The following is a 23,500-nucleotide window of genomic DNA, read 5'->3' on the forward strand; positions in this document are numbered from 1 at the left end:
ACCAAAGCGGCGCGCCTCCTCCAAGGGCCCCACTGACGCAGGAAGCGCGCCTACCTGACGGCGAACGCGCTGACATTCCCACCCGTGATAAGATTTCCATTCAACGTCGTGCTCGTTCCAGCCGATGAGAAAAAGACTTGGTAGAGTTCCACGGCCGCCGCCGAGGTCTGATTCGCCCGATACAGAACCGAGGCACTGTTGGACGTCACCACAGCCTCCTCCACGACCCGTCCGCTGGCTAGCGTCGGATTGAGCTTGGTACTCGTTGCAGGCGTTGCAAACAGCACCCGGTACAACTCTCTCGTCCCTGCGGATGTCTCGTCCGCGATGTAGACGACTCCGCTGCTATCAGGAATAGTCGCCACACCATAGACATCCTCTCCGACACCAATACGAGGACTTGTCAGAGGCGTCCTGGTCACACCGGAAAATACCGTCCGATAGAGTTCGAATTGTTCATCAACCGCTTCATCTGCGATATACACGACACTGGCGCTATCCGGTGTCACGACATAGGTCGCACTCACATTCCCACCAGAAATAAGCCCCCCATTCATTTTCACACTCACTGTGGGAGATGCCAGGGCAACGCGATAGAGTTCGTTAATGCCATCCGTGTCCTGGTCAGCTCGATACACGACGCTGGCGCTGTCAGGACTCACAACAAAGTCCAGCACATTCCCGCCGGTAGCCAGGGTATTGCTGACCGTCACTCCCGTACCGCCTCCAAACACGGTCTCATACAACTCCGTCACACTGCTGCTCGTTTGATTGGCGGTATACACCACCCCCGTGCTATTGGGCAACAGCTTGAAGGAAGAGACGGATTTCCCTGATGCGTAGTTGGAATGCAGTTTGGAATTCGCACCACTGGACACAATCGTCCGATAGAGTTCGACAACTGTATCTGTGTCCTGGTCTGCTCGATACACGACGCTCCCGCTGTTCGCCGTGACATCAAACTCCAGCACATTGCCTCCCGTCGTCAGCGTCCCATTGACTCTTGTAGACGTCCCCGGCGATGAAAACAGCACCTTATACAGCTCATTGACTCCATCCGTGTCTTGATCGGCGAGATACACCACCCCTGTGCCATCAGGAAGCAGTTTAAAATCCTGTACATCCTTCCCTCCGGTAATCGCTGCGGCACTGAGCTTCGTGCTCGTTCCCGGCGCCGCCAGATTGACCCGATACAATTCATAAACGGATGTGGCGTCCTGATCCGCGATATAGATAACCGAGGAGAGATCTGCCGTGAGCGCAAACCGCTGAACGGTCTTGGGCAAAGCGAGTTGAGGATTAATCCGCCCCCCAGAACTCACCGAGAACAGCTCCTCGACCGTATCGGTGGATTGATCGGCACGATACACAACACTGGTCACTCCGCCATCATTGCTCGTGACACCGCTTGTATTGCACCCTATGAGCAGGAGCATTCCAAGAGCTGGCACGGACCAATAGCCATGTATGGCTTTCATATCCTACCTCCTTACACAACCTGCCTTATGCCAATGCTCGCGGACACCCGCGACACCATCCCTCTCTTGCGCAAGATCATCGCCATCACCAACCGCCAATCCATCGGGAAGTTTTCGATAGACTCTCCCGAACCATCGCTGGCACACTGCCGGCACGCGACACGGAGGGCCATCTCACTGTGCAGAACACTCTGATTATCCTTGGTTCAGGCTATACCGCGCGATTTCTCCTGCCCCTTGCGGCCCGGCACTATGCTACGGTGCTTGCCACCAGCCGCGATCCAGACAAGAATCTCAGTCACCTCTCACGAGACCAGCGCCTCCGCTTCGACCTTGCGCAACCTGACACGTGGACGGCTCTCCCCGACAACGCCGATATTCTCTGGAGCTTTCCCGCTGCCCCGCTCAACCTCGTGCAACAGTATTCCGAAAGACTCCGGACATCGTCTTGCCGCCTGGTCATACTCGGCAGCACGTCAGCCTACGAAACCGGCGGCTCCCAGGGCTATCCACCCCCCTGGATCGACGAAACGGCTCCAACCGATGGGACGAAGCCCCGCGTGCAAGGCGAAGACTATCTCCGCACCACCCTCGGCGCGATCGTCCTCCGCGTCGCCGGGATTTATGGCCCCGGGCGCAATCCCCTCAACTGGATCAGAACCGGCCGGGTCAGCTCCTCACGCAAATATGTGAACCTAATCCACGTCGAAGATCTCGCCTCAATCTGCCTCCTGGCGCTCGAACGAGGCACCCTCGGAGAAATCTACAATGTCAGCGACGGCACGCCCCACACCTGGAGAGAGATCTGCGATTATGCCCAGTGCCAGAGGGGAATCGCGCCACCTCTCTCTGTCGTCGACCGCGAACCGGGGAAACGCATCTCTATCAAGAAACTGACGCAGAACCTCGGCTATCAGATTCACCACCACGATCTCTACGAAGAGCTTTCTCTTCTTTGAATCCTCGCGGGCGTTCAAACTGGCTTTGAATAAGGCCGCAGCCGAGTCAAAACCGGAGGCGTACCCTCTTGGGTACGTTGAGGATTTTGACGAAGCGAGACCGCCGTTGGAAAACAGTTTCACCGTCCGGCTATCGCAACAGCGCCATCACGCTCACGCAGACGAGCAGATTGTTCGTGGCATGCGCGATCATACCGGGCAGCACACTGCCCGTCCGTTCGTAGATCCAAGCCCAGAGCAGTCCGCTCCAGAAGACGCTGAGAAAACCGATCACCCCATACCCATGTGCGAGCGCAAATATCCCCGCGCTGATCATCGCCGCGGGCAGCGGCCTCAATCGCCTGCGGAGAATCGCATACAGCAGGCCCCGAAAGGCGAGTTCTTCAAAGATCGGGGCAAAGACCACATACTCCAGCAAGCTGATCGTCAACACCGACCCGGAGGCCCACACAAGATCGGGATCGAACCACTCTGTCCAGTGATTCGTCATGTGCAGCGACTCGGCCACGCGGCCCATCACCCATTCGCCCCACAATCCCGCCGCCACGACGGCCAGCACGATCCCCGCAAGCCGGCCGGCCTGCGTCCAGTGAATCTGCAACCCGAATCCGTTCCGGAAGTTCAATCCCGCCGGCTTCAACAAGTAGGCATAGGCCATCGCCAGAAGCGGAAGGTTGGCCGCCGGAATGGCCAGGGCACGCAATGAGGCATTTTCGATCGGCGCGAAGGAGAGAAAGACCAGCGTCACGACGGCCCCCAGCGCCCCGCCCCTCAGCAGCACCGCACTGCCGATCCCGCCCGGCCAGGGCGGCGGCACACCCGGTTGATGCAATCGCAAGATGTCCGTCCGTTGCCCTTTCAACCGCACAATCCCGAACAACAGCACCGAGCCAAGCACCAAGCAGGACAGCTCCACTACGGTCAATACCTGCGCCCGCTGCTCGACCAGCGCCCCGCGCGCCTGAATCTGTCCCGCCACCGTGGCGCCCAATGCCCCGTCGCCGGCTCGCGCGGCCAGCGCGGCGGCCAGATGGCTGTAGAACCACCCGGCGGGCACGGCTTCGGCCAGCTCGGCCTGCAGGGCCAGTTCGTCCTCCTGTGAGAGCGGCCTGTCGCCATAGGCGGATTCAATGAATCGGGCATAGAGAGGAAGCGGTTCGGCATCGGCCTTCCAGGCCTGCGCGGCGGTGACGGCCTCTCCGCGATACCCGGATTCGCCTTGCAGAATCGCCAGCCGTAACTGCGCCTGCGGCGTGCCGGTCGTCGCCACCAGTTCCCGATACCACTGGATGGCTTGATCCCGTTCGGCCTGAGGACTGCCGGACGTCCAGGAAGCCACCCATTGTTGCCACCTTGGCGCCCGTTCCAAACCATCCTGCGCCTCCATCGTCCGGCTGACCATCAGATCGAGGGCCTGATCGGGGTCGTCAAAACGGTCGAGCTTGGGGCTATGCGAGGAAAACCAGAGAATGGCCCCGAGCGTGGCCAGCAGCACCAGCGCGGAGAGGATGCTCACGAAGGGGGAAAATTGCGGGCGAGCGGACCCCTCACACGGTGAAGGAGACACCGTTTCGACCGCTTCGCCGGCGCGCAGCGGCTGATCATTCGGTTGCGGCTCACATTCCATGGGTTCGACTATACCATTGAGCCCGGCCACGACCTACCCCCCAAACTGGGTAGGAGCCCCACTGGCGCCTCGAATATCACATGGCCTATCCGCCCGGAGTTGGCTATACTGTCACGCCGTAACCCGCTGACTTCTCTGATCAATGACCGATTGAGGCGCACTGATGCCCCTGCAAGGAAACACCCCTGGGAACGATATCCGGGCACACCTGCGCCATCTGGTTCCCTCCGCGAATTGTATGCCTATCGCGCTGCCGGGAACGGGCTCAGCCAGCATAGCCGCCACGCGAATCTATCGCCGCCCCATGCCACAGGAGGAACGCAGACCATGAACCGTCCGCTCTTAGTTGTGTTAGGAGCCATCACCGTTGCGTTCATGAGCGTCATCTTCTTTTGGGTCTTCAAGCTGACGATGGCCGACTCCAAGAAGTCCGACATGGTCGCCCCGGAGAAGGTCGCATCATTCATGCATGCGCTGCTGGAGGCCAATCGCGCCAACTACACGGACAATGTCGTGGTCAAGCTGCAGAAGGAAGGGATCGAGGCGCACGAACATTGGAAGGACGAACGCGGCGTGCCCCTCCCAGCGCAATATCTGATGGAGTCCGGCCGGCTCGTCGCCCTCAAGGATTTGAAGTTTACATTCCGGCTCGCCAGCTTGACCCCTATTTATGTGTGGAATGGGGCCAACAGCGATCTGGAACGGCTCGGACTCGCCGCGGTCGAGAAACAACCCGATCATCCCCATTATGGGTTTCTCACCAAAGACGGAACCCGCTACTTCCAGGCGATCTACGCCGACCGCGCCACATCCCAGGCCTGTGTCGACTGCCACAACAAACACCCCAATAGCCCCCGCCGCGATTTCAAGTTGAACGATGTCATGGGCGGAATCGTCATCACCTTCCCGGTCGGAGAATAGACTCATGGCGCTCGCACTCCAGCACGTCCGCCTCATCGATGGCACCGGCCATGTCTACGAACAGGCCACCGTCCTCATTCGCGGGGCCAAGATCGCCGCCGCCGGCCTCAGCCGCACCATCACGATCCCCCGCGGCGTGACCAAGATCAACGGCCGGGGGCTCACCGTGATTCCTGGTCTGATGGACTGCCATGTCCACCTCTGCCTGGGCGCGGAACCGGACGTCGTCGCGGCGGTCGAAACCGACGCCCCTTCGCTCACCCTGCTCAAGTCGGTCCTCCACGCCAGACAGACGATCGAAGCCGGCTTTACCACGATTCGCGATGTCGGCTCGCGTGACCACTCCATTTTCGTCCTCAAGCAGGCGATCGACGCAGGCATCTTGCCGGGCCCGCGCATTGTCGGCGCCGGCCTCGCGATCTGCATGGTCGGCGGCCATGCGCGCTTTATCGGCCGGGAAGTGGCGGGGCCCGACGAGGTCCGCCGCGCCGTCGACGCGCAACTGGCCGCCGGCGCCGAGGTGATCAAAGTCATCGCATCCGGCGGCGTCCTGACACCCGGCACCTCGCCGGACCAGGCCCAGATGACGGTGGAGGAACTCACCGCGGCGGTCGAAACCGCCCGGCGCGCCAAAAAGAAAGTCGCGGCCCACGCCCACGGGGCCTCTGGGATGAAAAACGCCATTCGCGCCGGCGTCCACTCCATCGAACACGCCACGCTGCTCGACGATGAAGCCGGCGAATTGATGAAGCAGCACGGCGTCTACATGGTGCCGACGCTCTCCGCCCTCTCCACCACGGCGGCAGGACGCCCGGGTTGCGGCATTCCTGTCAGCGCGCTCGACAAAGCCAAGGCGATGACCAAGCGCCACCAAGCCAGCTTCAAGAAGGCCCATCAGAGCGGACTCTTCATCGCCATGGGGACCGACGCCGGCACCCCCTTCAACTATCACGGCGATAATGCGCAGGAGCTCGAACGGATGGTGGCCTTCGGCATGAGCCCGATGGACGCCATCCTCGCGTCAACGGCAGCCGCCGCCCGGCTCATCGGCATTCACGAGACCGTGGGCACACTAACGAAAGGAAAACAGGCCGATCTGGTGATTCTCAACGGCAACCCGCTGAAACGGATCGACGTGCTTCGAGACCGCAGTAAGATCATGGGCGTGATGCAGGCGGGGAAATTTGTGGCGGGACCGCTGGCGAAGACGTGAAACGTAAAACGTGAAAAGTGAAACGATCTTGGAGTCAGCCCTCTTACGTTTTACCTTTCACATTTCACCTTTCACGATTACCGTTTACCGTCTCTCATAGAACAATTCCAGCGCCGACGCGTAGCCGTGGATGCGGCCTTTGCGGAAACTCTCTTCGAGGGCGCCTCGCACGGACCGGAACCCGCCTTCGTCGTGCTTCTTCACGACGCCTTGCGACACCATCATCTCGGCGGCCACTTCGACCAATCGGCCTTTGCGCGCCTCCATCTCCTCGGTGAGAAAGTCGTCCATCACCTCTGCGCCCCGCTCGGCCACGAGATCCTCTCTAAATGAATCATAGCCCTGATCCGCCACCGTCCGTTCGCGCAAGAGCGCCAATTCCGCCTTCACCCGTGCGACGTCCTTCACCAGCACCGCAAAGAGCTCCTTCCGTCCCTCATCGAACAGTTTCTGCTCCATCTCATGAAGGATGACGAAGGGGTCCACCACGTCCGCGCGCGGCTCGTCCCCCCAGTAGAGCCGGTCATAGCTGCGGCGCTTCTCGGCATCGCCCACGATCTCGTAGGCGGCGTTGATCTCGCGGATCTTCGCTTCCGCATCTTTGCTGTCGGGGTTCCGGTCCGGGTGATGCTGAAAGACCAGCTTCCGGTAGGCTTTTTTGATGTCATCGTCGGAGGCCTCCCGCGAGACCCCGAGCACTCGATAATAATCCATGCGCGCCATGCGGGAAACTATACCACGGGGCTTCTCGCCGCTTCACCTTGCGGCGGCAGGCTCACGGCATCTCTGAATAGCCCGCCAACGGCCTCTTGACCTCACCATTGACCTGGTTATCTTAAAACCATGACTGAACACACCCATCCCAAACCCCTGACCCACGACGAAAAGAAGGCGGCCGATGCGGCATTCGCCGGACGCCCGTTCAATCCTTCGTGGTCGGACTCCGCCCGAGTGATCTACGAGGGCATCGTCACCGCCTTGCCGAAGACAGAGTTGGCGCTTCCCTCGACTGCGGCGGCTGACACTGATCCTGTAACGGACGTGCTTGCAGACCGGGAAGATACTGCGGAGGCCTCCAGCGCAGGACCGGGCGTTCCAACGATCAAAGACCGTCAGCAGGCGATTCTGTCAGGGATATTGATCGACGTCACGCCGACCGCCCAACAGCTCGGGCTCACGTTTCCCGTGACGATCACCAAACCGTTGTGGGAGCTGGGCATCGTGACCACGGACTCGTTACCCGAGGAAGAACAGGCAAGACGCTTGCGCGATGTCTTGATGGCCTTCCGATTGAGATTGGCCAGCCTCGCGACGATTTCTCCGTTGATCGATTTCCCGGCGATCCTTGCCATGCCGCCAAGCACCATACCGCAAGCCGTTCCGCTCTTTGCGATCATCCAGCCTGACGCCGCGAACCAGGCCAACGTGACGCTGTTGCTGCCGAACGAAGTCTCTCTCTCCATCACTCCGACGAATTAAGCCGCACCGCCGGCGGGCCGGCGGAGAAGCCGGTGCACCAGCGCCCGCTCATCGGCTTCGGTTTTCACTGCCCCGTCGAGGTGCGCATCGCGCAACTGTGCCAGCACCTTGCTGTAGATCGGCCCTGGCTTTACACCCATCGCGCGCAGATCCGCTCCCGTGAGCCGCGGCTTCGCGTGCTGCCAGGTCGTGAGGTACGCAGCCACCTGCCGTTTGACCGGCTCGGATTGGCTCTGCGCCATCATCGCCACCAACGCTTCGTCCGGCATCCCTTCCAGCAATCGAACGGCCGCCGAGGGTGGAAGCGGCGGCCGTTTCGCCAGTTGCCGGAACACCCGATGGGCCCCGCCGCGAAACACCTTCAGCGTGGCCGCTTCCCGTTCGCTGAACGGAAACCGTTTGAGCCACTCCGTCACGCCGCGATCCGGCAGCACGGCGGCAAGCACCATCATATAGACCAGCCAGCCCTCCATCGTGCGATCGAGATAGAGCAACCGATACCAATCCAACGCCTCCGCCGCCGCGAGCAGCATGCGCTCCAGACGCGCCGTCCAGGCCAGCTTCGGGTGAATGAACCGGAGCAGATCGAGTTCCGCCAATCGCTTGAGGCCGGTCTTCGGCTCCCGCTCGGAACAGAGCGCCTTCAGTTCTTCCAGCAGGCGATGCCCGGACAGCCGATGGAACAGCTCCATCTTGACCGCCGCCTTGATCAAGGCCAGCGTGTCTTTGCCCAAGTGGAACCCGAAGCGCGTCTCAAAGCGAATCGCACGGAACACCCGGGTCGGATCTTCGACAAAACTCAGACTGTGCAGGACACGAATGGATTTGTCCTTCAGGTCGCGCTGCCCTCCGTAGAAATCGAGCACGTCCCCGAATCCCCGCCCGTTCAGCCGCACCGCCAGGGCATTGATCGTGAAATCCCGGCGATACAGATCTTTCTTGATCGAACTCTGCTCGACGGTCGGCAGCGCGGTCGGAAATTCATAGTACTCGGTGCGCGCCGTCGCCACATCCAGCTTGACGCCGTCCGGCAGCACGACGACCGCCGTCCCAAACCGCTCGTGCGCCTTGACCCGCCCCCCGTGCTCCGCGGCCAATTTGCGCGCGAATGCAATGCCGTCACCTTCCACCACCAAGTCGAGATCCAGATTGTCGAGCCCGAGCAGGAGATCGCGCACAAATCCCCCGACCACATAGAGAGACACCTCCAACCGGTCGGCAAGCAGACCCGCCTCCTTCAGCAACGTGAAGAGCGGCGGAGGCAGTTTTTCCCGAATCTGCTGGCTGAGATTGCGCCGATGCATGGGCCGGGTCGTCTCGGCAGGCTCGCTGAGCTTGGGACGCACCCGCAGCGTCCGCGAGACATCGTCATGCCAGGTCCTGAGCAAATCCGTGCGGGTGATCACCCCGGCCACGCGGGGCCCGTCGAGAATCGGCACAAAACGCTGATTCCGCTCGAGCATCGCCTGTTCGATCTCGTGAAACGAGGTCTCGGGGCTTGCCGCATAGTGATCGGTGTGCATGATCTCCTGCGCCATCAGCGAACCCAGCCGATGGAACAGCGCCTTCTGGATCTGCTCCCGGCTCACCAGGCCAACATAGCGATCCTTCCCGTCCAGAACCGGAAGCACGTTGACCCCGTAGTGCGTCATCTGCTGCTCGGTGTCTTTGACCGTCGTCTCTGCGGCCACCGTCTTCACCGGCTTGGTCATGACATCTTTGGCCAGGAGCGTGGGCCGATAGCGCTGCGTGAGCAACTGCACCACCCGCTCCTTCACCTGCGCCAGCGTCTGACCTTTGACCATCGCGGCCGCCGCGACCGCGTGTCCGCCGCCGCCGAATTCCTTCGCGATACCCCCGACATCGATGTCGGGCGTGCGGCTGCGGCCGATGACTTCGATATGCTCCTCGGTCATGACCGCCACGATCACCGCATCCACCCCCTCCAACTCCGCCAGCTTGTGAACCGCCTCGGCGGCTTCCGCTTGGCACCGATCGACCGTGCTGGTGGCCACCAGGACTTTCCGGCCTTCGAGATAATGGACCTCACTATGCTCGAGGAGATCGTTGAGCAAGGCCACCACGTCCGGGTCGAGCGGCCGCTGCAAGGTCTGCGACACAAGATTGAGATCGGCTCCAGCCTTGAGAAGAAATGCCGCGGCTTCGAGATCTCGCGGCGTCGTGGATCCAAACGTGAAGGAGCCCGTTTCTTCATAGAGGCCCAATGCCAAGACTGTCGCGTCCAATACCGTCAGCGGCACCGCCGCCGCGCGCACCCGTTCAATCAGGAGGGTCGTCGTGGCCCCGACTGCCTCAAGCACCGTGGTCACCGGCCTCCCGCCTGACGGCGTCTCAGGCGATGCCGCGCTTGCACCATGATGATCGAACACCAGCACCTCGACCTGTGGATTTTCCCAGCAGGACTTGAACGGACCGATCCGATCAGGCTCGTGCGTATCCACCAGGATCAGCCGCCGGACTTGGGCGAGATCGATATCTTTCAGTTTGGTGAGATTCAGGTCGTGCGTACTGAGAAAGGCATGCACGGATTCTTGCGACCCGCCAGACAACACCAGCCGCGCCTCGGGATACAGCTTGCGCACCGCCACCATCGAGGCCAGGCCGTCGAAATCCGCGTTACGGTGGGTCGTCACGACTTCCATAGCGGCATTCTAGCAGGGTCGCTCCTATCGCGAAACGGCTGCCCCGCTTACCGCCCAGACAACGCCGCATGAACATGACCGGCTCCCAACGGCATGAGGGGCTCACGACCGCCGTCGTGAGCCCCTCATGCGATCATGGCAGCAGGAATCTAGCGATGCCGCGCGCCCTGCCGATCATGTTTCTCGCGGGCAATATGACGCGACGCCTGATTCTGCTCATGCGTGATCCTGGCACGCTCCCTATTCGTGACGACCCCGTCGGCCTTCGCACGATTCTCCATGCGATCAACCCGATTCTGCTCCCGGTCCAGCCGGTTGGCTTCCCGCTGATTCAATTGGCCGCTGGCAATTCCCTGATCGATCCGCCTTTCCTGATTGGCCTGTCGCTGATCAATTCCCGGCGTGTCCACTTGAGCAAACGCCGCCCCGCTCATGCCCAGCATCAACCCACACACCGCAAGCCACATCGTCTTCATCGCTGCCTCCCTGGAGTGAAAGATTGCATCTCCGTACCCTTCAACCAACGCGCGGCATACCAGTCCGTTGACAGCAGGCGAAACATGTTGAATAGCCTTATCTATCAGGCCCATGGGTAGCTGTCTAGAGATTCGGAACAAGAAGAATTGTTTCGTGAAAGTGGGCCGGAGACTTCGAGGCTGCTGCGCTAACGATCACGGCCACCGTGGCCGCTCCGGTCAGGACGGCTGCCACGGTCGTCGCGCCCGCCGCCGCGATCGTCACGTCCTCCACGGTCCGAGCCCCCGCTTCGCTCCATCCGCTCACCACCGCCGGAGCCGCTTTGATCGCCTTCACGGAAGATCCGGTCAACCCGCTGGCCCTTGGAGACCTGGTCCTTGATGCTCTGCACATTCATCCGGCCCTGTTGGAGATCGGCCCCTCGTCGCTTGATTTCACGCGCAAGATCGGCCAGCTCCGTGGGGCGATAGCCCTGTCGCAGGCCTTCCGCCACCAGCGCCGCTCCGTCTTTCGATGGAATCTTCGCTTCTTTGAGAATGGCCAGGCTTTTGGCTCCGGAAGCCAGGGATTCCTGCGAGACCTTGCCTCCCGCTCCTTGCCCCGTTCGTGCCAATTCACGCACTTCCTCGGCTGTCGCCCCGCGGCTCAGCGCCTCAGCCAGCCCCTCAAGCGCCCGCTGACGATTAGCTGGCGAGGAATCCATCAAGCCTTTTGCCGATGCCTCTTGCAGAATCTCGTGAGCGGATTCAAGATGAGTCACCAGTTGCCGTACGACCCCATCAATACGCTTCGGCTCGACGCCTTTTGCCAATCCTTCTTTCACCTTGTTGGCCAACGGCTCCGTGGGCAAGCCCTTCTCACCAGCCTTGCTCACCTGCTCAACCAGGGCATTGACCTCTTCCTCCGAGTGGCCTTGCGCCACGCGCAACCGGGCGATCTCCTCCCGATCCTGATTTGAAAGAACATCAGCCTGTACAGGCGAACCGCCCAGGAGGCAGAGTGCCAAACTGACCAACCACACCCGTCTGTTCATCGTCGTATGCATGCTATCGAACAATGACCACTCCGTTGATCTGCCCAAATCCATCCGTCACAAAGTCCTCTGCCAGCGGCGGCACCACCCACTCTGTTCCGTTCACCAGATACATGAAGGTATGTTCCCCCCGCCGTACGATCACGTCCGCAACCCAGACTCCCGTGCCTGCCACTTGCTTCATCGGCGTGGCACCCTTCACCCACCCGTTGAATGACCCCACAATGGAGACGGAACTGGCCGACGGACCCAGATACGTGAACCGCACCGTTCCCGCCACCAGCTTGGGAAGGTCCGGCTTAACGGCCGTGGCGCAGGCGCTCATCCCCACCGCCAACGCGCCCCCCAGCATCACAGCCCTGAATCCTCTCTTCATGGGCCGCAGAGTACCCGACAGCCGAATCCGATGCAAGGCAACTGCGCTTACGTTTAAATACCGACATCGAGCACCGCATTCTCTGATCCAAATCCATCGCCTGAGGTTTCGCCCGCCAAGGGGTCGGCGATCCATTGCTTGCCGTCAATCACAAACATATATTGATACCGGCCCGGCCTCAGAGGAATCGTGGCGGTCCACATGCCGCCCTCCGACCGCTCAAGCTGCGTTTTGTGCGGGTTCCAGCCGTTGAAATCACCGGCGACGGACACTGAATGTGCTTCCGGCTGCAACAACACCAGCCGGACAAAGACCTGGGGCCCAGCATTCGCTTGTGCGGCAATCGTCTGCGCCGGCGCCTGGCCTACCGGCGCTTTCACAATCCGCTCCGGCGTCATTCGCAGCAATCCCACAACTGCCATCACCGCCACACAGGCCACCACCATCGCTCCGACCAGATTCCACTCCAGCCTGCGGGGCACGGTGAGGACCTCGCGGACTCGATCCCACAGACCGACCGGTGGCGGGGCCACCGTCGCCTTCAACTGACTCAGAAACCTGGCCGAAGGGGTAATTCTCGGCAGGTGCGCCGCCTCAGCCACCACCATCTCAAGATTAAGCCAGCTCCGGCGTAACCCGGGATCGGTATCGATCAATCGGAGAAACGCCACCCGCTCCTCCGGCGTCAAATCCTGATCGAGAAACCGTTGCACCATGAGATCCTGGTCATCCATCGCCTATATCCTATTTCAGTGACCCTGCGTTATCGCGTCGGCTTCAGCTCTGCCAATTCATGGCTAAGCTGCAACCGTCCCTTATACACGCGCATCTTTAACGTATCGCCATTCACCCCGAGAATCTCCTGCATCTCCTCGTAACTGAGACCTTCCACGTGTTTCAACACAAAGGCTTCACGATAGAGCGGCGGCAATCGCTGAATCGCCTGTTCCAATTCCTGCGCCACCTGTTGCTGGGAGAGCAACCGCTCCGGCGTCCGACCTTCGGACACGTCGATATCCAACACCTCGTCAATATCCACATCCTGCTGACCTTGCCCTGGCCGTTTGGCTCGCAGCCAGTCTGTGCACTTGTTGGCCGCGATCCGATACAGCCAGGTTGAAAACTTCGAATCCGCCCGAAACGACGGCAGCGATTTGAACGCCGCCAGGAATGCTTCCTGGGCCAGATCCTCGGCCTCGGCGCGATTCCCGACCATCCGATAGGCCAGACTGACGATACGGGCCGCATGCCGATCGATGAGCTGGCCAAATGCGTCATGATCCTGCTTGAGACTGCGCGCAACCAGCTGCGCATCGTCAGGCCCCTCTCGCTGATTCAGCGGCATCGAGCAATCCCCACAACCTGCCTGCCACCAAATCTGTTGCGCTGACCGGATTGATTCATTAGACGAAATACCAGCATGGGCGCAACCAGAGGCCGCCTCCGTCAAAATCGGTAGCTGGTTCCGACCGTCAGTGCAAAGTCGGGCGCGCCATCGGAAAGCCCGAGCGTTAACCCTCCGTTGAAACGCCACGCCGATGATGCCGTATAGTTAGTGGCAATGAAGATATCCCGCGCATTGACGAAACCTGGCGCGATCGCGCGATACTCCTCATAATACGCACTGAGCAACATGGACTTTGTCACGTAGTACCCAGCCCCGACATCGTACCAATGCTGATTTTGCAAGGTCAGTCCGTCCGGATCACCGATGATGTTGTAACCGCCATCCAGAAAGGCAATCCATTTCTCACCGAGCATCTTGGACATTTCCACGCCAAATCCATAGTCGAATGCGCCGGTTCCCAGCCCCTGGCTGGCGCTGGCGGTCGGCAGCTTCATCCGGCCCGTCACGGCAATGAGCGGCACGTAGTCCTTTTCCTCGACGACATAGTACCGGCCCTTCAGAATGATATCGCCCAGGCCAGAGGTCGTCACCTTCTGGCCTGGATTTCGTGTCGTTAATCCGCACACTCGGTTTTTGCCGCTGACGTTAGACCCCTTCCCGCTACATCCCCCATCAGTACCGGTTCCACTGCCTGTCCCGGAGTTACTCCCACCATTGTCATCGATCCTTGTCGCACTGCCACCCACCAGCGTCGTCCGCCCATCGCTCGTCACCGAGACAAACGGCATCACCAACGTCACATCGCCATCCTTGAATAATCTCCGAATTGAAAGCGGGACATATAAAAAACTGCTCGTCGTATTCGTCCCAAAGTTGCCGCTGCTGTAACTGGGGGTGAATCCCACCTGCCACTGCTGCTCCTCACGTGCCGGGCCTTGATCAATCCTGTCTGCCGCAAACACAGTCCCGCCGCACAATCCTGCCACCAGGCCTCCTACCAGCACCTTGCTCCACCGCCTCATGTCCACCCCCTCTTCCTTTCCGTACAGGCCAGCCCCCCACACTACTCGCGTCGCCTTACTCTTCACTGACTCTACCGCGCTTCGTCTCACTCAACGACTTTATATGAGTCGCCGGCACCGGGAACCTTCCCCCATGCCGGCGACAGAGCGCTGACAACCGTGGCTAGTTCCGCCCCGCCCGTTCCGTTCGCTCCGGGCGCTGTGGACGCTCCGGACGTTCCGGCCGTTGCCCCTGTTCAACCCGCTCCGGACGTGTCGATCGTTCCATCTGAGCCGCGCGTGCATTGTCACGCCCCTGTTGGCCATGTTCACCGGCAACCTGATCGGCACGATCCAACCCACGCACTTCCCCGCCGGCATTGGAGCGGCTATCGGCTTGCCGATCAGCCCGCCGGTCCTCACGCCTGTCTTCGCGGCGGGCTTGCTGGCGGTCTTCTTGGCGCACATCCTCTGCCTGTGCCACTCGAAGATCATCCCCGCCACGCCGGCCGCTGTTCATAGATCCGGAACCGCTATTCAGCGACCCAGGGCCCCGATTGTCCGTACGCACAGACGGCTCCCCCACAGGATCCGTCGCTTGCCCCACCGCCGGCGCCGCAGTGATCAATAGACCCACCAGCATCCCCAACAACATCCTGTTCCAACGCTCAGGTCGACGATAATTCATCATAATCCCTCCGGTTAAGGTGATCCACCGCCTCTGCGCGCGACATACCCGACTGGACATCGCCACGCAGTGGCCTCAGTCTACTGAGTTAGACGTGGCCAGCGTCAAAATGTAAACGACGTCACCAACCTTCCCCAAGCTACCCGTTTCTTCACGATAAGAAAACGCCCGGCATTTGCTCCCGAGTCTGGCGCAACAACTCCCTGAGCAGAAATGCACAGCCGAATGACGTTTTTCTCCTTTCTCTTTCCCATCCCCCTGCGTACCCCACCTTAACCAGCCATCTAACCCTCTGCTTTTTAACGATATCCCCCCTTACCCACTTACGGCACATGCCTTGCTGATACATGCTGGTAAATGACAGCACCTACTCACTCTGCTGTTCACGCAAGGAGGTTGCCGATGAAGAGAGCGATTCAAACCCAGATTCTGACTATTGCGATTGCCGCCCTGGCTACCGTGGCACTGGCCCCGGCTCCGGCATTCGCAAAGGAAAAGGACGCAAAGAAGAAATCGTCAGGAACGCAGCATTCCTCCGCGGCAGCCGCCGCCTCATCCACCGGCCAGATTCCTGAAGTCGGCCATGAGCCGAAGGCCGGCGAACATGATAGCAAGCCGGGTCCGGCTTGGAAGACGGTCGGAGGGACGGTCAAACAAATCGACGGCAATGCCTATACGGTTGAAGATTACGACGGCAACCAGGTGAGGCTGTACGTTGGCCAGGGAACCAAGCAGCTTCGGGGAGCGAAAAAGGTCGGGGACACGGTCCGCGCCGAAATCACACGGGGTGGCTTCGCGAATTCCGTCCAGTAACCCCTCTCATTGAATCCGCGCACCCGCCCGGGTGCGGGACGGTCCTCGAAGGGGGCTGGCCCTGTACAGGCCGGCCCCTTTTATTTTGCCTGACGCCCCTCCTATTGCGGCGCCTTCCTGAATGATATATCGCCGTAGTAGGCAACCGCACGGTCCTTCGTGTTATCCGTATCGCTCATGATGGCGACTCCATTGATCATCGGCGGCTCTTCGCCAAAGGCTTGTTTATAGTCTTCGTAAATATTTCGTTCCTCGTCCACCCAGACCCCCACCTTCTGCGGCCCGCTCTCGACGACAATCATCTGGGCGAAGCCGGTAAACGCATTTTCCACAATGGCCCCGACGGGCGCCTTCGTCTCCCAAATATAGTTCAGCGCCCCGATCGGAATATCTCCGAAGAGGGCTCGGCCGGCCTGGTATTTGAGCTTCTTCCCGACACTCACCTTGTCTGGATCGTAGGCGAACGTGATGTACAACCGCGCCGGGTAATCATCCCCCTCCTTGCGGCTGACATCACTGCGCTGGAGGAGATTCTCCACTTTCCAGCGCCAGTGGACAATGGGATAGTCTTTGGGATTGATCGCCACGGCCTTGATGAGCCCGGAAGCCGACGCCTCGCTGGTGGCTTTCACCACAACCTGCCCACCCTCGCTCACTAGCATATACTCCGTGTGCTTGGGGATCTTCTTGAACGTCAGGGGCTTCCACCCAACGGGAAAACCTGCCCCCGGCTGATCTGATGAAAATGCCCCCACCTCGATCAGCGGGACAGATTGCGCCCAGGAGAGGACCGGATGACCATCCCCGCCCATGATCAGAACCGTCACGGCGATGATCCGATACAAGGCTATCACGCCACGGCCTCCCTATCGCCTCAGCATTGCAAACAGCTTCACAAGAAGACTCTTCGAGCGCTGCGTAAAATGCGCCTTGCGCCACAAGTTGATGACCTTCTTGCTCACCTCGGCCTGGGTCGGATAGGGATGAATCGTGGCCGCGAGGGATTTTGCGCCGAGTCCGGCTCTCATGAGCACCGAGAATTCGTTGATCATGTCGCCAGCGTGAGCCGCGACAATGGTTGCCCCGACGATTTTATCGGTGCCTTTCTGGATGTGAACTCGCGCAAACCCCTCCTCGTCGCCGTCAAGGATGGCGCGATCAACCTCATCCAGCTTGAATGTATAGGTTTCGACTTCCAGGCCCTTCGCGTTCGCATCCTTTTCATATAGACCGACATGCGCGATTTCCGGCTCCGTAAACGTACACCAGGGCATGACGAGGGAATCGACACCGGCATAGCCCAAGCCCAAGGGATGCGGAAACAGCGCGTTCTGAATGACGATCTGCGCCATCGCATCGGCCGCATGCGTAAACTTATAGCGGGAGCAAATGTCGCCGGCGGCGAAGATGCGCGGGTTTGTCGTCTGGAGCCGGTCATTCACGATGACCCCGGTCTTGTCATACTGCACGCCTGCCGCCTCAAGCCCGAGGCCCTCGACATTCGGCTGGCGTCCGGCCCCCACCAGGATGTCATCGACGGTGATGGCGTAGTGCTGTCCGTGTGACTCCACGGTCAACCGCTTTTCGCCATCCGCCTGGCTCACCGTCAGATCTTTTCCGCAACAATGCAGGGTGACGCCGTCACGCACCAGTTGCTGCTGGACAAGGTGCGCCGCCTCCCGATCCTCATTCGGCAGAATGCCGTGCATCGCCTCGATAAGCGTTACCTGGCTCCCCAAGCGGGCAAACGCTTGCGCGAGTTCACACCCAATCGGACCCGCGCCGATCACACCCAATCGGGGCGGCAACTCCGTGAGCGAGAACACGGTTTCATTGGTGAGATACCCGGCTTCCTGGAGCCCTGGAATAGGCGGAGCCGCCGCACGAGCCCCGGTGCAGAGGGCCGCCTTCACAAACGACAGGCTCCGGTTCCCAGCCTCTCCCTTAACCGCAATCGTATCCGGTCCTGCAAAGTGAGCTTGGCCGATCAACACATCGACGCCCAAACTCTTGTAGCGATGGGCCGAGTCGTTATGACTAATCCGCGCCCGTAGCTTTCTCATGCGGGCCATCACCGCCCCGAAGTCGTACGTCACGCCTGGCGGAATGTGCAGGCCAAACTCTCCGGCCTTCTTCAGATCCGACCAAGCTCGCGCCGCCCGGATCATCCCTTTGGACGGCACGCAGCCGACGTTCAGGCAGTCGCCACCCATCAGGTGTTTTTCAATAAGCGCAACCTTTGCTCCCAAGCTAGCGGCAATGACCGCAGTAATCAGCCCGGCCGTTCCCGCCCCGATCACGACGATGTTATAGCGGCCGGTTGGCTCAGGATTCACCCAGTTGGCAGGATGCACATTGGCGACGAGCTGCCGATTGTGTTCGTCGTCAGGCAGCACAAGCCTCTGGTCATGCAGGCTCATCAGCGCGTCCCTCTGAATTTCTTATACAGCGTCGGGACCAGCGCCAGCAGCCCCAACAACACAAACGCTCCAATCACATTCGGCGAGGCAATTTCTTTCAGCGAATTGATCGTGCCCAACTGCCGGCCGGCATAGGCATAGACGAACGAGCCGGGAATGATCCCCAGCGCGGTCGCCGCCACGTAGGTGCCGACCTTCATGCGGGTCAGACCTGACACGAGGTTGATCACGAAAAATGGAAAGAGCGGAATCAGGCGGAGGGTCATCAGATAGCTGAAGGCATCCTTCGCAAACCCGGCCTGCACCGGCTCAAGCCATGTCCCAAATTTTTGTTCAACCCAATCCCTGAACAGATAGCGGGCGGCCAGGAAGGCCAGCGTGGCGCCGGTCGTCGCGCCAAGATTCACGAAGAGCAGGCCCCAACCAGTCCCAAACAGAAACCCGCCGGCCAGGGTCAGGATCACCGCGCCGGGGAGCGACAACCCCGTGACCGCAATATAGGCGAGAATAAACACCCCGGCAGACACGGCATAATGGGCCTCTGTCAACGCCAGCAATTCATCGCGATGCTGCTGCAAGGCATCCAGCGACAACAGGCGGCCCAGATCGAAATAGAAAAACAGCCCGAGCGCCGCCGCCACGCCCAGCATGATGGCGGCCTTGTGCCCGATGGACGGCTGTGCGGGTCTCGTTGTGGAGGCTTGGCTGGTCATAGCGGCTTCGGCCTGTATCATGGGGGCTCTGCTCAGTCCTGTCAATGCGATCAGCGATGTACAGACGCACCGGCTCCACTCCGGGAGTGACTTGTCACAGACGGTTCGATTCTCGTACTCTGTGGCAGGAGGCCACATCCATGGATCAGGACAATCGGCTCACAAAAACCAAAGAGCAGTGGGCACAGGCGCGGCGCGGTGGCGAAGAGCGCGAGGTCTTTTACGAAGGCGATGACCGGCTGCCGCCGGGCCAGCATCTGGTCGAAACCTTTCCGGTCCTGGATCTTGGCTTCAAACCGGATATCCCCCTGGCTGAATGGAAGCTGACCATCGGCGGGTTTGTGACCAGCCCGGTCACATGGACATGGGACGACTTCCTCGCCCAGCCGCAGTTCAAGGACCGGTCGGATTTTCATTGCGTCACCTCCTGGAGCCGCTATGACAACGACTGGGAAGGAGTGAGCTTCAAACACATCATGTCCGTCGTCAAGCCGCTCTCCCTGGCCAAATTCGTCCTGTTCAAATCCTACGACGACTACACCACCAACTTGCCGCTCGACGCCTGCGACGATACCGACGTCTTGCTTTCCTATAAATGGAACGGCAAACCGCTGACAAAAGAACACGGCGGACCGGTGCGGGTCATCGTGCCCAAGCGCTATGCCTGGAAGGGCGCGAAGTGGGTGAAGGAGATCACGTTTTCAGATAAAGACGAAAAAGGCTTCTGGGAAGTCCGTGGCTATTCGAACACCGCCCTGCCCTGGAAGAACGACCGCTACGGGTGAGGCGGCCACAGGGCCGCTCCCTGCGACAGATGGTCGCCCTGCTCTCTCTATTCACGAACCCCCTGATTCAACGATTCATGCACCACCTTGCCAAACTTGTATCACTCGCCTTGGTTCTCCTCGTCTGCTGCGCCGGACTCCCCAGTCGCGCTACCGCGACGGCCGCCTCGCAATCGAACGACGACGCGATCCGGCAACTCGACGACCTCTCCGCCCTCTGGAGCTTCTACAAACGGACCTATATCCAGAATGGCCGGGTCGTCAGCCTGGATGAACAGGGCATCACCACCTCGGAGGGCCAAGGCTACGCGCTGCTCCGCGCCGTCTGGTCGAACGACCGGACCACCTTCGAGGCGGTCTGGGACTGGACCAAGCAGCACCTCCAAGTCCGCGACGACAAATTGTTTGCCTGGAAATGGAAAGGAACGGTGCTCGACAGGAACTCGGCCACCGACGCGGATACCGACATCGCCCTTGCCCTGATCCTGGCCGCGCGGCGGTTCGACCACCCGGCCTTTGAACAGGATGCGCTGGCCATCCTCGATTCGATCTGGAATCTGGAACTGGTCCATATCGGCACCCACAGCTATGTCACCGCCGGCAATTGGGCGCGCCATGAGCCGGTTCCAACAATTCACGTGGCCTACCTGGCCCCCTATGCCTACGAGATCTTTGCTTCCATCGATCCGCGCCATCCCTGGGCCCAAGCCATCGCCACCAGCTATGGCCTGCTGCACTGGCTCTACGATGAGGAAGGCCTGCCAGTCCCTCCCGAACTTGTCTACCTGAACCGGCAGACCGACCGGCTGACCGTCACCCATCCCGTGTCCGGAGCTACGTCTTCGTTCAGCTATGATGCGTTCCCCATCTTTTGGCGTGTGGCGCTGGATGCCGCCTGGTTCGGACGAGCGGAAGGCCCCCTGCGGGGCAAGATGCTGGAATTTTTCGCACGCGAATGGAAGACGCGCGGGCTCTTCGCCGACCACTATTCACTCAAAGGCTCGCCCCTGTCATCGAGCGAGGGACTCCCGCTCTACGCCACCATCCACACGCTGGCCGTTCAGGAGCAGCACGACCTTGCCCGCCTGTTGCGCGCCAAGAAACTCGCCCCGCTCGAAGCCGGCATTCTGGCAGGGAAGCGACTCCCGTACTATTTCCACAACTGGCTCTGGTTTGGCCAAGCCGTGACGCTGTCGCAAGCCCGTCACTACGATGAGTTCCTGGGATTCTTGCGCCCCTTCAATGTCGCCGGATTCTCGGCCCACTTCCCCTGGGAACTGTTCGCCGTTACCGTCATCCTCTATCTGCTCGCTCGGTGGCATCCAGTCATCAAGCTCGCCTTTCTGCTCTGCGGCTTCAGCCTCTGTCTCCGCTACCTCCACTGGCGGCTCTTCCATACACTAAACGTCCTAGAAACCGGCGGGCTCTTTATCAGCCTCTCCCTCTGGGCCGCCGAGCTCTATGCCTTCTCCACCGTCGTCCTGCTGTTCATCCAGGTCGGAACCGGATGGAGACACAAGCCGGCTCGCCCCCCTGAGCTCTCACAGGGCTTTGCGCCAACCGTCGATATTTTCATCCCCATCTATTCCGAGTCCTGCGAGATTCTGGAGAAGACGCTGATCGGCGCCGTGGCAATGAAATACGGCTACAAACAGATCTACGTCCTGGACGACAGCCATCGGGACGAGGTTGCCCAGCTCGCAGGACGATTCGGAGCCACCTACATCAAAGGCCCCAAGAAGCATGCGAAAGCCGGCAACTTAAACCATGCCTTGACCAAGACCGACGGCGAACTCATCGTGGTCTTCGACACGGACCATATTCCCGTGACGACGTTTCTGGCGGAAACCGTGCCATTTTTCGCCGATCCCAAGATGGGTTTCGTCCAAACGCCGCACCACTTCTACAACCAGGATATCTTTCAACGGGCGCTCGGAGCGGGCCCCCGCATCCCCAACGAGCAGGATCTGTTCAACCACGCGATCCAGGGTGGCCGCCAGCGCTGGCACGGCTCGTTTTTCGTCGGCAGCGGGGCCGTCTTTCGGCGCGTAGCCATTACCGAACTGAACGGCTTCAACCTGATGAGCATCACAGAAGACATTCACACCAGCCAGCATCTCCATGCCAAAGGCTGGAAGTCCGCCTTCGTGGACAAGGACCTGGCGGTCGGGCTGACGGCGGAAAATCTGGCGTCCTATATCGTCCAGCGGCGGCGCTGGATGCTGGGCTGCCTCCAGATATTCTTCAAAGACAATCCGCTCCTCTGCCGGGGTCTCTCGCTTCGCCACCGGATCGGGTACTTTGCCTCGCTCTATTACTTCTTTTTTCCGATCGCGCGCGTGATCTTCTGGATCACGCCTCTCTACTTCCTGCTGTTCCATCTCCATCCGATTTTTGCCGACGTCTCGATCCTCGTGGCCTATCTGCTGCCCTTCATGATCGTGCTTCCGATGATGTCGGCCACGCTGCTCCCAGGCTGGCCCAGGCTCATGTGGTCGTCACTGTATGAAGGAGCAGTCAGTTTTCCACTCTTCCGGTCGATGTTCGACCTCTTGCTCCCCAAAAACTTGGGGTTCAAAGTCACCCCCAAGGGCCTGCTCTCGGAGCAGCGCTCGTTCGACTGGCGCTCGTCCGCCAGCCTGGCCATCGCCATCGCGATCACCCTCGCCGCTATCGGCAAAGGCCTGTGGGAGTTTTGGTACTTCGGCATTGAACAGGACGCGTACTTTTTCAATATCAGCTGGGCCTCGGTCAATCTGCTGACCCTGCTGGTCGGGCTGTTGATGGCCTGGGAGAAACCGCAGCGCCGCATTGAGGAGCGCATTCTCAAGTCTGTTCCCTTTGAACTCCGCGCCAATGAGCGCTGCCTGCAAGGCACGGCACAGGATATGAGCCTGACCGGGCTCTCATGGAACCAGGCCCCATCCGACCCGCTCCCGCCAACCATGACCATCACATTGCTCGACAAAATTCCCTTCACCTGCCAGGTCCGGGTGGTCTATCATGACCGCTTGCCAGGGCACGGCATCCGCTGCGGCTTGACGTTTCTCAGCCTCTCGGAAGAACAGCGCCGACACCTGCTGCTGAATCTCTATGCCGATCCTGGCACCTGGAAAGATGCGCATACGCACCGCCTGCGCAGCAGTGCCATGATGGCATGTCACTTGCTTTTAGGTTTATTCCGGCACTTTCGGCCATTACGCCTCAGCCGGCGGCAGAGTCCGAGACAATGGAGATGTCAGATCATCCAGATCCAGGTTGGAAATATACGGCACCGCGCAGTCCTCAGAGATCAATCCGCCCAGGGCCTTGGTCTCATGACCTTCGCCCCCAATAGGCCCGGATCCACCCCCTGGCTCATCCCGAACGAGAAGGGACAGCTGACCGCCTATCGCCCGATCTCACGCACCATGATCTTGGGCCTGGTGCCGCGGGTGGGATTGCAGGCTGTCCCTTCGCCATCGACCGAGTAGCCATCGCCCATATTCACTGAAAGAAAGGTATGA

At 60.3% G+C, this 23,500-nt stretch carries 21 protein-coding genes; 7 read left to right on the forward strand and 14 right to left on the reverse strand.

The window, feature by feature from the left end; genetic code table 11:
- Positions 1-50: 50 nt before the first annotated feature.
- Positions 51-1,478, reverse strand: a complete 1,428-nt coding sequence (locus tag RI101_00635) for a hypothetical protein (protein MEC4888539.1) — start codon at positions 1,476-1,478, stop codon at positions 51-53.
- Positions 1,479-1,657: 179 nt separating this feature from the next.
- Here RI101_00635 and RI101_00640 point away from each other — a divergent pair, with 179 nt between their 5' ends.
- Positions 1,658-2,437, forward strand: coding sequence for a hypothetical protein (locus RI101_00640; protein MEC4888540.1), 780 nt, complete (start codon positions 1,658-1,660; stop codon positions 2,435-2,437).
- 130 nt (positions 2,438-2,567) lie between these two features.
- On the opposite strand, the gene RI101_00645 is transcribed toward RI101_00640, so the two are convergent.
- Complete coding sequence (locus RI101_00645; GenBank protein ID MEC4888541.1) at positions 2,568-4,094, reverse strand: type II CAAX endopeptidase family protein; 1,527 nt, start codon at positions 4,092-4,094, stop codon at positions 2,568-2,570.
- Between the two features lie 297 nt (positions 4,095-4,391).
- On the opposite strand from RI101_00645, the gene RI101_00650 reads away from it, so the two are divergent.
- Both RI101_00650 and RI101_00655 read left to right on the forward strand, forming a co-directional pair.
- The gene (locus RI101_00650; protein MEC4888542.1) at positions 4,392-4,985 is read left to right on the forward strand and encodes a DUF3365 domain-containing protein; all 594 of its coding nucleotides are present in this window, start codon (positions 4,392-4,394) and stop codon (positions 4,983-4,985) included.
- 4 nt (positions 4,986-4,989) lie between these two features.
- Positions 4,990-6,198, forward strand: a complete 1,209-nt coding sequence (locus tag RI101_00655) for an amidohydrolase family protein (GenBank protein ID MEC4888543.1) — start codon at positions 4,990-4,992, stop codon at positions 6,196-6,198.
- Positions 6,199-6,282: 84 nt separating this feature from the next.
- Here the strand turns inward: RI101_00655 and RI101_00660 are convergent, their stop codons facing one another.
- Positions 6,283-6,912, reverse strand: a complete 630-nt coding sequence (locus RI101_00660; GenBank protein MEC4888544.1) for a DnaJ domain-containing protein — start codon at positions 6,910-6,912, stop codon at positions 6,283-6,285.
- 129 nt (positions 6,913-7,041) lie between these two features.
- Between RI101_00660 and RI101_00665 the strand changes: the two genes are divergently transcribed.
- Positions 7,042-7,677: a DUF6573 family protein gene (locus tag RI101_00665; GenBank protein MEC4888545.1), complete on the forward strand. Its 636-nt coding sequence runs from the start codon at positions 7,042-7,044 to the stop codon at positions 7,675-7,677.
- Here RI101_00665 and RI101_00670 read toward each other — a convergent pair.
- From RI101_00670 to RI101_00705, 8 genes are all read right to left on the reverse strand, one after another.
- On the reverse strand, positions 7,674-10,340 hold the full coding sequence (locus RI101_00670; protein ID MEC4888546.1) for a CBS domain-containing protein: 2,667 nt from the start codon (positions 10,338-10,340) through the stop codon (positions 7,674-7,676). The genes RI101_00665 and RI101_00670 overlap by 4 nt on opposite strands.
- Before the next feature lie 149 nt (positions 10,341-10,489).
- Positions 10,490-10,816 (reverse strand): hypothetical protein, encoded by a 327-nt coding sequence (locus RI101_00675; protein ID MEC4888547.1) that lies wholly within the window; start codon positions 10,814-10,816, stop codon positions 10,490-10,492.
- Between the two features lie 188 nt (positions 10,817-11,004).
- Positions 11,005-11,850, reverse strand: a complete 846-nt coding sequence (locus RI101_00680; GenBank protein ID MEC4888548.1) for a hypothetical protein — start codon at positions 11,848-11,850, stop codon at positions 11,005-11,007.
- 13 nt (positions 11,851-11,863) lie between these two features.
- Positions 11,864-12,202: an isoamylase early set domain-containing protein gene (locus RI101_00685; protein ID MEC4888549.1), complete on the reverse strand. Its 339-nt coding sequence runs from the start codon at positions 12,200-12,202 to the stop codon at positions 11,864-11,866.
- A gap of 77 nt (positions 12,203-12,279) precedes the next feature.
- Positions 12,280-12,960 (reverse strand): isoamylase early set domain-containing protein, encoded by a 681-nt coding sequence (locus RI101_00690; protein ID MEC4888550.1) that lies wholly within the window; start codon positions 12,958-12,960, stop codon positions 12,280-12,282.
- A gap of 29 nt (positions 12,961-12,989) precedes the next feature.
- On the reverse strand, positions 12,990-13,571 hold the full coding sequence (locus RI101_00695; GenBank protein ID MEC4888551.1) for a sigma-70 family RNA polymerase sigma factor: 582 nt from the start codon (positions 13,569-13,571) through the stop codon (positions 12,990-12,992).
- Positions 13,572-13,672: 101 nt separating this feature from the next.
- On the reverse strand, positions 13,673-14,596 hold the full coding sequence (locus RI101_00700) for a transporter (GenBank protein ID MEC4888552.1): 924 nt from the start codon (positions 14,594-14,596) through the stop codon (positions 13,673-13,675).
- Between the two features lie 163 nt (positions 14,597-14,759).
- Positions 14,760-15,059, reverse strand: coding sequence for a hypothetical protein (locus tag RI101_00705; protein ID MEC4888553.1), 300 nt, complete (start codon positions 15,057-15,059; stop codon positions 14,760-14,762).
- 606 nt (positions 15,060-15,665) lie between these two features.
- Here RI101_00705 and RI101_00710 point away from each other — a divergent pair.
- The gene (locus RI101_00710) at positions 15,666-16,076 is read left to right on the forward strand and encodes a hypothetical protein (GenBank protein ID MEC4888554.1); all 411 of its coding nucleotides are present in this window, start codon (positions 15,666-15,668) and stop codon (positions 16,074-16,076) included.
- Between the two features lie 101 nt (positions 16,077-16,177).
- Here RI101_00710 and RI101_00715 read toward each other — a convergent pair whose 3' ends face one another.
- Genes RI101_00715 through RI101_00725 form a run of 3 tightly spaced genes read right to left on the reverse strand, consistent with a single transcriptional unit; the run spans position 16,178 to position 19,230 of the window.
- A complete protein-coding gene (locus RI101_00715; GenBank protein ID MEC4888555.1) occupies positions 16,178-16,930 on the reverse strand; it encodes a DUF3047 domain-containing protein in 753 nt (250 codons plus the stop codon).
- Positions 16,931-16,942: 12 nt separating this feature from the next.
- On the reverse strand, positions 16,943-18,496 hold the full coding sequence (locus RI101_00720) for a mercuric reductase (protein ID MEC4888556.1): 1,554 nt from the start codon (positions 18,494-18,496) through the stop codon (positions 16,943-16,945).
- The gene (locus tag RI101_00725; GenBank protein ID MEC4888557.1) at positions 18,496-19,230 is read right to left on the reverse strand and encodes a TVP38/TMEM64 family protein; all 735 of its coding nucleotides are present in this window, start codon (positions 19,228-19,230) and stop codon (positions 18,496-18,498) included. The genes RI101_00720 and RI101_00725 overlap by 1 nt, the downstream gene beginning before the upstream one ends.
- A 119-nt stretch (positions 19,231-19,349) precedes the next feature.
- Here RI101_00725 and RI101_00730 point away from each other — a divergent pair, with 119 nt between their 5' ends.
- Entirely contained in the window at positions 19,350-19,994 is a 645-nt protein-coding gene (locus RI101_00730; protein ID MEC4888558.1) for a sulfite oxidase-like oxidoreductase, read from the forward strand.
- A 77-nt stretch (positions 19,995-20,071) separates the two neighbouring features.
- Positions 20,072-23,467, forward strand: coding sequence for a glycosyl hydrolase family 8 (locus RI101_00735; protein MEC4888559.1), 3,396 nt, complete (start codon positions 20,072-20,074; stop codon positions 23,465-23,467).
- Positions 23,468-23,500 lie beyond the last annotated feature (33 nt).

The sequence above is a fragment of the Nitrospira sp. genome, assembly GCA_035968315.1.
GTDB lineage: Bacteria > Nitrospirota > Nitrospiria > Nitrospirales > Nitrospiraceae > Nitrospira_D.